At 31.5% G+C, this 13558-nt stretch carries 16 protein-coding genes; 6 read left to right on the forward strand and 10 right to left on the reverse strand.

Translation table 11 applies throughout. The features are described 5' to 3' along the window. Positions 1-46: 46 nt before the first annotated feature. The 10 genes from rpsR to FBF10_RS05090 form a co-directional block, all read right to left on the reverse strand. Positions 47-307 (reverse strand): 30S ribosomal protein S18, encoded by a 261-nt coding sequence (gene rpsR / locus FBF10_RS05045; protein ID WP_002853032.1) that lies wholly within the window; start codon positions 305-307, stop codon positions 47-49. Between the two features lie 10 nt (positions 308-317). Beyond that, positions 318-869: a single-stranded DNA-binding protein gene (locus FBF10_RS05050; protein ID WP_002853013.1), complete on the reverse strand. Its 552-nt coding sequence runs from the start codon at positions 867-869 to the stop codon at positions 318-320. A gap of 8 nt (positions 870-877) precedes the next feature. Continuing rightward, entirely contained in the window at positions 878-1255 is a 378-nt protein-coding gene (gene rpsF / locus FBF10_RS05055) for a 30S ribosomal protein S6 (RefSeq protein WP_002853062.1), read from the reverse strand. 86 nt (positions 1256-1341) lie between these two features. After that, complete coding sequence (locus FBF10_RS05060; RefSeq protein WP_002859152.1) at positions 1342-2208, reverse strand: VirK family antimicrobial peptide resistance protein; 867 nt, start codon at positions 2206-2208, stop codon at positions 1342-1344. Beyond that, positions 2201-3307, reverse strand: coding sequence for an RIP metalloprotease RseP (gene rseP, locus FBF10_RS05065; RefSeq protein WP_002852927.1), 1107 nt, complete (start codon positions 3305-3307; stop codon positions 2201-2203). The genes FBF10_RS05060 and rseP overlap by 8 nt, the downstream gene beginning before the upstream one ends. Then, positions 3304-3840, reverse strand: a complete 537-nt coding sequence (gene pgsA / locus FBF10_RS05070; RefSeq protein ID WP_002853053.1) for a CDP-diacylglycerol--glycerol-3-phosphate 3-phosphatidyltransferase — start codon at positions 3838-3840, stop codon at positions 3304-3306. The genes rseP and pgsA overlap by 4 nt, the downstream gene beginning before the upstream one ends. A gap of 124 nt (positions 3841-3964) precedes the next feature. Next, complete coding sequence (locus FBF10_RS05075) at positions 3965-4570, reverse strand: NAD(P)H-dependent oxidoreductase (RefSeq protein WP_002853045.1); 606 nt, start codon at positions 4568-4570, stop codon at positions 3965-3967. Further along, complete coding sequence (locus FBF10_RS05080) at positions 4570-5190, reverse strand: NAD(P)H-dependent oxidoreductase (RefSeq protein WP_002852938.1); 621 nt, start codon at positions 5188-5190, stop codon at positions 4570-4572. The genes FBF10_RS05075 and FBF10_RS05080 overlap by 1 nt, the downstream gene beginning before the upstream one ends. A 63-nt stretch (positions 5191-5253) precedes the next feature. Then, a complete protein-coding gene (locus tag FBF10_RS05085) occupies positions 5254-5679 on the reverse strand; it encodes a GNAT family N-acetyltransferase (protein ID WP_002859154.1) in 426 nt (141 codons plus the stop codon). An 11-nt stretch (positions 5680-5690) separates the two neighbouring features. Then, entirely contained in the window at positions 5691-6779 is a 1089-nt protein-coding gene (locus tag FBF10_RS05090; protein WP_057033280.1) for a CinA family protein, read from the reverse strand. 98 nt (positions 6780-6877) lie between these two features. On the opposite strand from FBF10_RS05090, the gene ileS reads away from it, so the two are divergent. Genes ileS through FBF10_RS05120 form a run of 6 tightly spaced genes read left to right on the forward strand, consistent with a single transcriptional unit; the run spans position 6878 to position 13505 of the window. After that, positions 6878-9631, forward strand: coding sequence for an isoleucine--tRNA ligase (ileS, locus tag FBF10_RS05095; protein ID WP_002888311.1), 2754 nt, complete (start codon positions 6878-6880; stop codon positions 9629-9631). Next, positions 9625-9735 carry a hypothetical protein gene (locus tag FBF10_RS05100; RefSeq protein ID WP_002860186.1) on the forward strand — a complete coding sequence of 37 codons (111 nt, stop codon included), beginning with the start codon at positions 9625-9627 and terminating at the stop codon, positions 9733-9735. Before ileS ends, FBF10_RS05100 begins: the two co-directional genes overlap by 7 nt. Further along, positions 9732-11093, forward strand: coding sequence for an Asp-tRNA(Asn)/Glu-tRNA(Gln) amidotransferase subunit GatA (gatA, locus tag FBF10_RS05105; RefSeq protein ID WP_002888309.1), 1362 nt, complete (start codon positions 9732-9734; stop codon positions 11091-11093). The genes FBF10_RS05100 and gatA overlap by 4 nt, the downstream gene beginning before the upstream one ends. Positions 11094-11102: 9 nt before the next feature. Beyond that, positions 11103-12560: an IMP dehydrogenase gene (gene guaB, locus FBF10_RS05110; RefSeq protein ID WP_002888306.1), complete on the forward strand. Its 1458-nt coding sequence runs from the start codon at positions 11103-11105 to the stop codon at positions 12558-12560. After that, positions 12557-12730 carry an exodeoxyribonuclease VII small subunit gene (xseB, locus tag FBF10_RS05115; RefSeq protein WP_002853034.1) on the forward strand — a complete coding sequence of 58 codons (174 nt, stop codon included), beginning with the start codon at positions 12557-12559 and terminating at the stop codon, positions 12728-12730. Before guaB ends, xseB begins: the two co-directional genes overlap by 4 nt. Then, a complete protein-coding gene (locus FBF10_RS05120) occupies positions 12723-13505 on the forward strand; it encodes a carbon-nitrogen hydrolase family protein (protein ID WP_002888304.1) in 783 nt (260 codons plus the stop codon). The genes xseB and FBF10_RS05120 overlap by 8 nt, the downstream gene beginning before the upstream one ends. The last annotated feature ends 53 nt before the right edge of the window (positions 13506-13558 follow it).

The raw sequence follows: 13558 nt of genomic DNA on the forward strand, positions 1-13558 counted from the left end.
ATAAATGTATAAGAAAGCAAACTTTTTACAAGTTTGCTTTAAAAGATTATAGTCCTTCAAAAGGATTATTGATTACTTCTTTTCTATCCACTATATAAGGGATAAGGGCTACATGTCTTGCGCGTTTGATTGCAACTTCTACCATTTCTTGGTATTTTTTGCTTGTGCCTGTTAAACGGCGTGGCATGATTTTAAATCTTTCAGATAAAGCATGTTTTAACATTGCTGTATCTTTATAATCAATAAATTCAACTTTTGCTTCAGTGTATTTGCAATATTTGCGAGAGTATTTTCTTTTTTCTGCCATAGTTTATCCTTTAAAATGGTAAATTAGTATCATCGCTATCATAAGCATCGATATCAATTTCTTTTAATTTTTCTTCGTGTTGTGGGTTTTGGTTTCTTTGTGGAGCAGGGTTTGCTTTTGCTTTATTAAAATTTTGATTTTCACTCATATAAGGATCATAGCTTTGATTTTCATAGTTTCCACTATAATTGTTGTTTGAAAAGCTATTATTGCCAAAATTTCCGCCTTGTTGTGGAGCATTGGAATTGCCAAGCATTTCCATATTTTCAACTTGAATGCTATGTTTAGAGCGATTTTGTCCATTTTGATCACTCCATTGTTCAAATCTCAAACGTCCTTCTATGAGTACTTTTGAACCTTTTGTAAGGTATTGGTTTGCAACTTCTGCGGTGCGACCATAAAAGCTTATATCAATAAAGCAAGTTTCTTCTCTTTTTTCTCCATTTGCGGTAAATCTTCTTGTTACTGCTATAGCGGAAGCTCCAATAGCACTACCGCTTTGTGCATAACGCATTTCTATATCACGTGTAAGATTTCCAACCAAAACAACTTTGTTAAACATCTTTTTCCTTATTGAATTTCAGGAGCATCTAAAGGTTTAATTTCTTTTTTAGATTGCTTAATCCCGTGGCTTAGTTTTTCCCAAGCTGCAATTTCTTTTTTATTTTCATATTTTACGATTAAAAATCTTATTACTTCTTCAGTGATTCTTAACACCCTTTCAAGCTCAGCGATCAAGTTTGTAGGAGCTTTGAAATAAATCACAAAATAAGTTCCTCTTTCGTATTTTTTGATTTTATACGCTAATTTTCTAGTACCCATTGGAACAACAGTTTCAATTTCTGCACTATTTTTGGTTAGGACTTCTTTAACGAATTCCAACTTCGCATTCACTTCCTCTTCAGTAAGTGTTGGTTTTAAGATAAATAAAACCTCATAATGTTTCATCTTTTCTCCTTATGGATATTAAAGCCCATTTTTATGAGCAAGGATTTTGCATAAAGCAAGACTAGATTATATCAAAATATACTTAATTAGTCTTGAATACTTAAGGTTTTATCTAAATTTGTTTTGATTTCTTCAAGCATAGCAAAACGTTTTTTATACATGGAGCGTTTTTGCGAAGGGATTTCTTCTAGGTTTTTTTGAGAGTGGTGGAGTTTATAGTATTTGTGTTTATTGATTTTTATTAATTCTCCACCATTTTCTAGCCAAATTTTTTGATAATCTACAAAATAGCCTTTTTCTTTTCCTTTTTGAGAACGGATTTGATTTTTTTCATGTACACCTAAAGTAGTTTGAAGTTTTAAAATTTCACAAAGCATCTTAGAGCATTCTATAAGTAAAGCAACAGGGCGCAAACCATGACATTTTTTAGTTAAAATTTTATTAATTTCTAAAATATTAAAATCTTTGTATTTATGTCCTTGTATACAAGAAAGTAGAAGATTGTTTTCTAAAGTAAAGCAAAAATTACATTGTAAGATTGTGTATTTTTTAAATTTTAAAGAAAAAGCCCAAAAACCTTCTTCGCAAACATTATAGTTATATCCTAAAAAAAGCTCAAAATCTTCATCAAAAGAAAAAATTATTTGTTCCTCGGGAAGAAATTTAAAACAAGCGAGTCCCTTATCAACATCATAAATAAGTGTTTTAACACGTTCATTTGCTTTAAAACTTTTATCGCAAAATCTTCTTGTAGCATTGTAACAAGCATAGGGTCTTTGAGAGAAAAAGTCTTTTAAATGTTTATTTTTTTCTTTATTAAGCGTTTTTTCTAGAAGTCTTACTTGAGGAAAATATAAAATTTTTCTTGCTTGAAAACGCAAATAGCGCCAAAAGATTATACTTTTTCTTCTATCAGTAAAATTTGGAATAGGGTAGGAAAATTTTTTATTCACCTATAATCCTTGATATATCATTATAAGTTGCAAAGAGCATTAAACTTAAAAGTATTGCCATGCCTGTATAGCTTAAATATTCAAAAGTACGCTGTGGAACTTTGCGTCTAAAAATCATTTCATAAAGATTAAAAAGTATATGTCCTCCATCAAGCATAGGAATAGGTAAAAGATTTAAAATGCCTAAATTTATAGAAATTAAAGCAGTGATAAATAAAAGCAAAGTAAAGCTATTTTGTGCAGCCTTTGAGGTAATTTCAGTCATGGTGATAATACCGCCTAAATTTTTTGCTTCAACTTCACCACTTATGAGTTTTACAATACCCTTGATGATGAGTGTAGAAGCTTGAAAACTTTCTTGTGCGGCATATTTAAAACTTTCTAAACCTTGGTGTTTTACAAGAGTGCTTGTCCCATTTGGACTGACTCCAAGTTGAGGTTTTTCAACGATTTGTCCAAAGTCATTGTATCCTTGTCCTATTTTTGGAGTTAAAATAAATTCTAAATTTTTTCCTTCTCTATTGATTAATATTTTCAAAGGATCTAAACTTAAATGCTTTGAAATTTCATCAAAGGTTTGAATTCTTATACCGTTAATTTCTAAGATAGTATCATTTTTTTGAAGTCCTATTTCTTGTGCAGCAGAGTTTGGCGCTATGTTTCCTATTTGCGGAGCAAGTTTGTTTAGACCTAAATTTCCTATGATAATATAAAGAAAAAAAGCTAAAATTAGATTAAAAAATGGTCCAGCAAAAAGAATATAAATCTTTTTTAAAGGGCTTAAAATGCTATAGCTATCTTTGTCTAGATTTTCAAAACCAGGACGCATATCATCTTGTCCTTTAAGTTTAACATATCCTCCAAGTGGTAAAGTGCTTAAGCGATAGTTTGTGCCTTTAAATTCACGCTCTATAAGACTTTTTCCAAATCCTATACTAAAAACTTCAACTTTTACACCCAAAGATCTTGCAGCCAAAAAATGTCCTAATTCGTGAAAGAAAATTAAAAATGAGATGACTAAAACAGTTGCTAAAAATTCAATAGAATAAAATTTAATTCCCAAAATCAAAATAACAATTAAAAATAATAAAGATCTCATTTTTCTCCTTTTTTTTGAGCTTTTATATAAGTATAGATGTATTCAAATCCAGAATAAAGAGTTAAAATCAAAGCTATGTAAAGTAGAATTTCACCGCCTATCCACTCCATGATTAAAAATCCTATCGCAGTCATTTGAAAAGCGGTTTTAAGTTTGCCTGCAAAAGAAGCATTGACATTTAAATTTTCGCTAATCATTACAACTCTAAAACCTGTGATAAAAAATTCCCTTACTAATATAATATAAATTACCCATTCATTAGCTTTTCCTGTAAGTAAAAGCCCTAAAAAAGCTGCTAAAACAAGCATTTTATCGGCTAATGGATCTAAGATTCCACCCAGTTTTGTAGTTTGTTTCCAAGTTCTTGCGATGTATCCATCAAAAAAATCACTTAAAGCTGCTAATGAAAAAGTTAAAGCAGCAAAATAGTTAATCCAACTTTGATGAATATTTTCAAAATGATGAATTAATAAAAAAAATAGCAAAGGCGCTAAAACCATTCTAAAAATCGCCAAGATATTGGGTAAATTCATAACAAGCCTTGTGAAATTAAATGTAAAATTATAATCAAAATTGTATAAAATTTAAGCAAAGACTTAGTAAAAATACAAAAAAGAATCAGTTTATTTTTATTTAAATTTTGCTTAAAAGCAAAATTTAAATAAATTTTACAACTTCATCAAAACTAAAACGATTTTTTTGAGGATTTTTTTCATCGTTGCAATATCCTAAAGCCACCACCAAACTTGATCTTTCTTTTTGAATATCAAGTGATAAATAAGAATTAAGCTTTTGTTTATCAAAACCACCTATAGTGCAGCTTGCTATATTTAAAGCATTAGCACTGTAAAGTATGCTAGCTAGAGCTATATGAGCTTGTTCTCTTGCATAAGATATTTTTTCTTCTTGATTTAGAGATTTTAAAAAAGGCATATAAGCATCTAAGCGTTTTTGAATTTCTGTTTCACTCATATCTCTTTTTCTAAGTTTTTCTTCAAAATAATCCAAAAAATCAAGTCTTGAAATGATGATAATTAACGCAGCGCAATCTTTTACATGTTTTTGCTGGTTGCAAATTTTAGAAAGTTCTTCTTTTCTTTTCTCATCTTGCACTACTATAAATTTCCAAGGTTCCAGTCCTAAGGAGCTTGGGCTTAATCTTGCTATTTCTAAAATAGAATTTAAATCCTCTTTTTTGAGTTTTTCATTTTTAAAATTTCTACAAGAATATCTTGTACTAAAAATTTCAAGTTCTTTTTTCATTATTTTTCCTTGTAAAATTCGACGACTTCATTAAAATTTAAGCGTTGAGTAGAATATTTTGGTTCATGGGCTTTATATCCTAAGGATAAAATTACAGCAGTTTCAAAAGGATAAGTTAAATTAAGAAAATCATCAACCTTAGCTTTTTCAAAGCCACCTATCATACAAGAATCAATACCTAAGCTCATTGCAGCTAGTGACATTTGCATCATAGCAAGATAGCATTGAAGTTGTGCATAATGATAGAGTTCATTATCATTCATTGCATTGGTTTTATGAGTATAAATTTCTAAAATTTTTTGAAAATTTTCTTCGCTAGAACCTGAGAAACGACGCACTTGTTTTTGTGCAAATTCATCTTTGCTTTGAAGATCTTTTCTTGCTAGAAAAATAATATTATGACTCGCACTTGCTACATTTTGTTGATTGTAACATAGAGTTGAGAGCTTAAGATTATGTTCTTTTTGTTCTAATACTACAAATTTCCAAGGCTCAAATCCATGTGAGCTTGGGGCTAAGACTCCGCTTTCTAAGATAAAATGCAAATCCTTTTCATTGATTTTTTTATCATTAAAAAGTTTACAAGCTCTGCGTTTTGAAATTAGTTCTTTAAAATTCATTTTATTCCTTAAAATCAAAAATAATAATATTAATTATAAAATGCAAAGCTTAATCAAAAAATATTATAGTTTGATATTTTTCTTAAAAACAAAACCGGATTTTTCAAAACCCATTTTTTGGATATAAAATTCATGAGCTTGTGTTCTAAAAAAACTTGAACTTAGTTCTAATTCTTCATATCCTCGATCTTTTGCCCAAATTTGGATTTTTTTCAAAAAAGCTTGACCTATACCCTTTCCTCTTAAAGTTTCATCTACGACAAAATCACAAATATAAAGACAATGATTATGATAAAGTACATTAAAGGGCATGACTCCACAAGCTGCTTTGTAGCTTCCCTCATTTTCATAGGCAAAAAGTTTATAATGTTGAGTTTGTGTAGCAAGTTGGATTTTGTCTAAAAAATCTTTCAAAGATAGGTTATTTCTTAATTGTTTTATCAAGGGATAAATTTTTTCCAAGTCTTCTTTTAGCTTAATTTCTTTCATTTTTAAATCCCTTAAATTTCAAAAATTTCAGGTTTTAATTTTAGAAGTAAGCAAAAAGTTGCCAAAACAGCTTGTTCTTGCATAAATTCACGATCTCCATCTAAATAAAGCGTTTCTTGGATAAAAGTTCCATCTCTAAACATTGCACCTATATAAATAGTGCCTGATTTTATTTTTCCCTCATCTTTTTCGCCAACTACTCCGCTAATAGCTAAGGCAAAATCAGGATTAGCTGTTTTAAAAATACCTTTTAGCATGAAATAAACACAACGTTCACTGTATTCGCCATTATTTTCTAAGACGCTTTCGCTAATTCCAAGCCATTCGTGTTTGATGCGGTTGGAATAACTTACAATAGAACCTTCAAAAATTTCACTTGCACCTGAAATTTTGGTTAAGGTACTTGCACAAAGTCCACCTGTGCAACTTTCAGCAAAAGAAATTTTTAATTTTTTTTCTAAAAGTTTAGAGCTTATAAAATGTATAGGATCTTTACCTAAAAACACCTTTTGTCCAAAAAGATTTTTTACGCTATTTAAAAAACCATCAAGTTTTCCAAAATTAGCGCAAGTGGCCTTAATAAGCACAAGATTATCTAAAAGCTTGGTTGATTTTATACTTATCTCATAAGATTTTGTTAGGGTTTGCAGTAGTAATATAGCGCTTTCATCATCCATGCCAAAAATGCAAAAATATGCAAAATTTAATTTTATATGCCCAAGAAGATTGGGTAATTTTTCGCTTGGATTTATTTTAACGACATTGATTTTTGAATTTGAAAAATTACACACAAAGCTATTTTTACTAAATTCTGCTTTATCTGGAACCAAGGTATCATCTTTTAAGATAAGATTATCATCATTTAAAGTTGCTAAAATTTTAGCAACAGTCGCATAATGCAAAGGGCTTGTAAATAAAGTGATAAAATCATACTGATTTAAGAGATTTTCAAGCAAAAAGGGTAAATCTTTATCGGTTTTATTTTGTATGCGAATTTCGTTAATTTCTTTAAATTTTTCTTCATAAGTTCTATAAATATAATTTTTGAATTTTTCGTTTATAGTAAGCTCATCTCCTATAAGATAAAGCAAATGTTTCATAAATTTTCCTTTTTTTCTTATAATTATAGCTAAAAACAAAGTAGAAATTAAAGCTAATTTGAGTAGAATTTAAGATTATTAAAAATTAGGTGGAAAAAATGGACTACAAAGAAACTCTACTTTTGCCCAGTACTAGTTTTGCTATGCGGGCGAATTTAGCGGAACTTGAACCGCAAAGATTTAAAAAATGGTTTGAGCAAAATTATGCTTATGAAAAAATGAAAGAAAATCGCAAAAATGCGAAAAAAAGTTTTACCTTACACGATGGCCCCCCTTATGCTAACGGACATATCCATATAGGACATGCTTTAAATAAAATTTTAAAAGAAACTATTATCAAAACGCATTATTTTAAAGGTGAGAGTGTGCGTTTTACTCCAGGGTGGGATTGTCATGGTTTACCTATAGAACAACAAGTAGAAGTAAAGCTTGGAGAAAAGAAAAAAAGCCTAAGCAAGAAAGAAATTCGTGAGTTTTGCAGACAACATGCGAGTGAATTTGTAGATATCCAAAGAGAAGAATTTAAAAATTTAGGCATTATTGCGGATTGGGATAAGCCTTATTTGACTATGAAATTTGAGTTTGAAGCAGCGATTTATAGAACTTTATGCGAGATTGCTAAAAAAGGCTTACTTTGTGAGCGTTCTAAACCTGTTTTTTGGAGTTGGGCAGCAAAGTCAGCTTTAGCGGAAGCTGAAGTAGAGTATCAAGATAAAGAAGATTATTCTATCTTTGTGGCTTTTGATTTAGATGTAAAAGCTTGCGAAAAATTAGGCGTTTCAAAAGCAAGCGCAGTGATATGGACAACTACGCCTTGGACTTTGGTGGCTAATCAAGCTATAGCTTTAAATCCTAATGAAAATTATGTGATCACTAAAGAGGGTTTGGTTTTTGCAAGTGCCTTGCTTAAAAGTATGGTAGAAAAAGGACTTACAAGTGGAGAAATTCAAAAAGAATTAAACGCAAAAGAATTTGAAAAACTTGAAGCTATCAATCCTTTAAATGGAAGAAAATCTGTTTTAATCATGGGTGAGCATGTATTGATGGATGGTGGAAGTGGACTTGTGCATACTGCACCAGGACATGGCGAAGATGATTACTATGCTTGTTTGAAATACGGTATTGAAGTTTTAATGCCTGTTGATGATGGTGGATGTTATGATGAAACTTTAAGAGCTAAAGAGCTTTTGCCTTCTCATTTGCTTGAAGAGTTTATAGGTCTTCATATTTTTAAGGCCAATGAAAAAATTTTAGAACTTTTAGGCGCAAAACTGTTACATTCTTCTAAATTTATACACTCTTATCCATTTTGTTGGAGAACGCATAAGCCTGTGATTTATAGAGCTACTAAACAATGGTTTATTTTAATGGATGAGCCAAAACTTCAAGGAAAAACTTTAAGAGAGTGTGCAAAAGAACAACTTTTAAAAACAACTTTTTATCCGCAAAGTGGGGTAAAAAGAATAGGCTCTATGGTGGAAAATCGCCCAGATTGGTGTATTTCAAGACAAAGAGACTGGGGAACGCCTATAGCCTTTTTTAGAGATAAAAACACTAAAGAAGTGATTTTTGATGATGAGCTTTTTGACTTTGTAGCAGCTATCTTTGAAAAACATGGCGCTGATGCGTGGTGGGAGTTTGAAATCAAAGATTTAATTCCTACAAATTCAAAATACAACGCTGAAAATTTAGAAAAAGTATATGATATTTTAGATGTTTGGTTTGATAGTGGAAGTACTTTTAATGCGGTTTTAAATAGCGGACTTTATGACGCAGGAGAAAAAAGAGCAAGTATGTATTTAGAAGGAAGCGATCAGCATCGTGGTTGGTTTCAAAGCTCTTTGCTTGTAGGTACAGCGATCAATGAAAGTGCACCTTATGAAAGCATTTTAACTCATGGTTTTACCACTGATGAAAAAGGGCAAAAAATGTCTAAATCTAAAGGCAATGTGATTGCTCCTAAATATGTAGCAAAAACCTATGGAGTTGAAATTTTAAGACTTTGGATACTTTTAAGTGATTATTCAAGTGATTTAAAAATTTCAGACAATATCTTAAAACAAGTGGGTGAACAATATCGCAAAATAAGAAACACTATAAGATTTTTACTTGCCAATACAAATGACTTAAAAGATTTAGAAGTTAAAGAATTTAGCTTTATTGATAAATGGATATTAAGCCGTGCAACTAAAGTTTTTAAAGCAAGCAAAGAGGCATTTTTTGCTTATGAATTTGCTAAAGGTTTTAGTTTGCTTTTAAATTTCTTAAGTGCGGATTTAAGTGGGATTTATCTTGATATCAGTAAAGATAGACTTTATTGTGATAGCGAAAATGCTCAAAGAAGAAAATCCGCTCAAGTGGCTATGGCTTTGATAGCAAAAGAGCTTTTAAATTTACTTGCTTCAAATTTAAGCTATAGTGTAGATGAGGCTTTAGAACATGCTAATGTTTTAATCAAAGGTGATGCAAAAGATGTATTTGATCTAAGTTTAACTCAAGATTTTGATTATGATTTTGGTATAGATGATACATTTTTAATGAGTGCTAGAGAGAAATTTTTTGAACAAATTGATATACTTAAAAAAGATAAAATCATCAAATCTACTTTGGAATTAAATTTAAACATCAGTTTTAATAAATTCCCAAATGAGGAATTAGCCGATTGGTTTATGGTAAGTCAAATCAGCAATGAAAATGAAGAAATTTTGGCTGAATTTGAAGTAGAGAATGAGAAATTTAAAATCACCAAAGCTTCGCTTTGTAAATGCCCAAGATGTTGGAAACTTCAAAGTAAAGATGAAGAAACACCTTGTTTAAGATGTGAAGAAGTTTTAAAAGGGATTCAATGCTAGAAAATCCTATTCCAAATAGCATTATCATCACAACTGTAGCGGTGGTTTTGGCTTTTAGTGCTTTAGCAGTATTTTTGATCAAAAAAACAAAGGAAAATAAATGATAACTTTAAAAGAAGCTTTAAAATACTCCAAAGAAGAACTTGAAAATTTAAAAAAAGAACTCAATGAAAAAGCAAAAAAAGAAAAAAAAATAGGTGCTTATATCGAACAATTTTTAGATAAAGACTTAAGTGTTTCAGGTGAAGGTGTGCCTGTAGCTATAAAAGATAATATCAGCGTAAAGGGCTGGGAGCTTACTAGTGCGAGTAAGATTTTACAAGGTTATATCGCCCCTTATGATGCAAGTGTGATTGTTAATTTAAAAGCTAATGGTTTTTCTCCTTTTGGGCGTTGCAATATGGATGAATTTGCTATGGGAAGCTCAACAGCGAGTTCTTATTATGGCAAAACTTTAAATCCTTTAAATTTTGAGCGTGTACCAGGTGGTTCAAGTGGCGGAAGTGCTGCTGCGGTAGCGGGTGGCTTGGCTTTGGCAAGTTTGGGTTCTGATACAGGAGGATCTGTGCGTCAGCCTGCAGCTTTTTGTGGTTGCGTAGGATTTAAACCGAGTTATGGAAGAGTGAGTCGCTATGGCTTAGCTTCTTATTCTTCAAGTTTGGATCAAATCGGGGTTTTAACGCAAAATGTAGAAGATGCGGCAATTTTATATGATGCGATCGCAGGATATGACAAAATGGATAGCACGAGTGCAAATATCGAGTTTATCAAAACCGCTCCAAATTTAAATGCAAATAAAAAATTAAAAATTGCAGTGATTGAAAATTATGTCAATGATGCAGATAGTGAAGTAAAAAATGCACTTTTAAAAACCATAGATATGTTAAAAGCTAATGGACATGAGATTGTATATAAAAATTTACTTGATTCTAAGTTTGATATTGCAGCGTATTATATCATCGCAACAGCTGAAGCAAGTGCAAATTTAAGTCGTTATGATGGCGTGCGTTATGGTAAGCGTTCCGAAAATATCCAAAATTTAAAAGAAATGTATGTAAATACACGCAGTGAAGGTTTTGGCGAAGAAGTAAAAAGAAGAATTTTGTTAGGAGCTTTTGTTTTAAGCAGTGGATATTATGATGCGTATTATATTAAAGCACAAAAAGCTAGAGCTTTTATCAAGGCAAAATATGAAGAAATTTTACAAGATTGTGATCTTATTTTTATGCCTGTAACGCCTACAACGGCTTTTAAATTTGATACTCAAAAAAGCCCTATACAAACTTATTTAGAAGATGTTTATACTATCTCTGTAAATTTAGCAGGGCTTGGAGGCATTAGTGTGCCTGTTGCAAAAGATAAAGAAGGGCTTAATATATCAGCACAACTGATTTGCAAAGCTTATGATGAACAAACCTTGTTAGACGGGGCTTTAAGTTTAGAACAAATGATTAAAAATTAAGGATGAAAGATGAAAATTGTAAAAAGAGCTTTAACTTTTGAAGATGTATTATTGCGTCCTGGGTATTCTGAAGTTCTACCTAAGGAAGTAAAAATTCATACTAAACTGACAAAAAATATCACTTTAAATATGCCTTTAATCTCTGCGGCTATGGATACAGTTACTGAACACAGGGCTGCTATTATGATGGCAAGACTTGGAGGGCTTGGAGTGATTCATAAAAACATGGATATAACCTCACAGGTTAGAGAAGTAAAAAGAGTGAAAAAAAGCGAAAGCGGGGTGATTATCGATCCTATTTTTGTAAGTCCTAAGGCAAGTGTTGCGGAAGCTTTAGAAATTATGGCAGAGTATAGAATTTCAGGTGTTCCTGTAGTAGATGAAGATAAGAAACTAATAGGCATACTTACCAATCGTGATTTAAGATTTGAGAGTGATTTTTCAAATTTGGTTGAAAATGTTATGACTAAAATGCCTTTAATCACTGCTCCAAAGGGTTGTACTTTAGATGATGCGGAAAAAATTTTCAGCACCAACAAAGTAGAAAAACTTCCTATAGTTGATGAACAAGGACGCTTGGAAGGACTTATCACTATAAAAGATCTTAAAAAACGCAAAGAATATCCTGATGCCAATAAAGATAATTTTGGAAGATTACGCGTGGGCGCGGCTATAGGAGTAGGGCAAATGGATCGTGTGGATGCTTTAGTTGAAGCAGGCGTTGATGTTGTTGTGCTTGATTCTGCGCATGGGCATTCTAAGGGTATTATTGATACAGTAAAAGCAATTAAGGCTAAATATCCAAATTTAGATCTTATCGCAGGAAATATCGCCACTGCAGCTGCAGCAAAAGCACTTTGTGAAGCAGGAGTAGATGCGGTTAAAGTAGGTATTGGGCCAGGAAGTATTTGTACTACGCGTATTGTTTCAGGTGTGGGCGTGCCTCAAATTTCGGCCATTGATGAGTGCGTGGAAGAAGCAAATAAATTTGGCGTTCCTGTGATAGCTGATGGCGGGATTAAATATTCAGGTGATATTGCAAAAGCTTTAGCTGTAGGTGCGAGTTCTGTTATGATAGGATCGCTTTTAGCTGGAACGGATGAGAGTCCAGGAGAGCTTTTTACTTATCAAGGAAGACAATATAAGTCTTATCGTGGTATGGGCTCACTTGGGGCTATGCAAAAGGGAAGTTCGGATAGATATTTTCAGCAAGGTACTGCTCAAGATAAACTCGTTCCTGAAGGTATAGAAGGGCGTGTTCCTTATGTGGGAAGTATAAGAAGCGTGGTGCATCAACTTTTAGGAGGTTTGCGTTCTTCTATGGGTTATGTTGGGGCTAAAGATATAGAAGATTTTCAAAAAAGAGCCGAATTTGTTGAAATTACCACTGCAGGGCTTAAAGAAAGTCACGTGCATGATGTTACTATCACTCATGAAGCACCAAACTACAAGGTTAATCATCAATGAGTTTTGAAGAAAATTTAAAACACGCTAATGAATCTTTGGAAAAATTAAATAATCAAGAGCTTGCCTTAGATGAAAGTGTAAAAATTTATAAAGAAGGTTTAGAGAGTATCAAAAAAGCAAGACTTGAGCTTGAAAAAGCAAAATTAGAAGTGGAGCAAATCGATGAGTAAAATAGCAGCTTTACAGTTTCCAACTTTAGCTTTAAGTGAATCAAGGCTTGATTATTATCTTAAAGCTTCAAAAGACAATGGAGTAAATTTAGTAGTTTTGGGAGAATATGTGATCAACAGTTTTTTTACAGAACTTTTGCATATGCCAAAAAATATGATAAAAGAACAAAGCGAAGCTAAAAAAGAAAGCTTGATTAAACTTGCTAAAAAATACGAATTAGAAATCATCGCTCCTTATGTAAGCGTTGAAGCTAAAAGTTATAAAAAACTTTGCTTAAAAGTTACTCCAAATGGTGTGAAAAGTTATGAACAGCAAATTTTAATGCCTTATGAACATTGGAATGAAGAAAAATTTTTCAGCAACAAAACTCCATCAGAATTAAAAATTTTTACTTTTAATTATGAAAAATTAAAATGTGCTTTGCTTTTTGGTTTTGAGACACATTTTGATATTTTTTGGCAACAGATTATGGCGAAAAAAATTGATTTGGTTATCGTTCCTAGTGCTTGTACCTTTGAAAGCAAACAAAGATGGGAAGAACTTTTAAAAACAAGAGCTTTTTTAAATTCTACAAGCATTTTAAGAGTAAATCGCATAGGCAAAACAAAAGATGAGTGGAATTTTTACGGCGATACTTTGTTTATTAATGCTTTTGGTGAGATAGAAAGTAAATTGGGTTCTGAAGAAGAAATGCTTATTATAGAGCCTAAAAAAAGTGATGAAGCAAGAAAACTTTGGGGTTTTGATAAGATAATAAAAGAATTTAAAAATTAAATTTATACTTATAGATTTATAAGTTTATAAAAGTTATCTAGAGCTGATAGAAG

Source organism: Campylobacter sp. CFSAN093249, assembly GCF_011067895.1.
Taxonomy (GTDB): Bacteria; Campylobacterota; Campylobacteria; order Campylobacterales; family Campylobacteraceae; genus Campylobacter_D; species Campylobacter_D jejuni.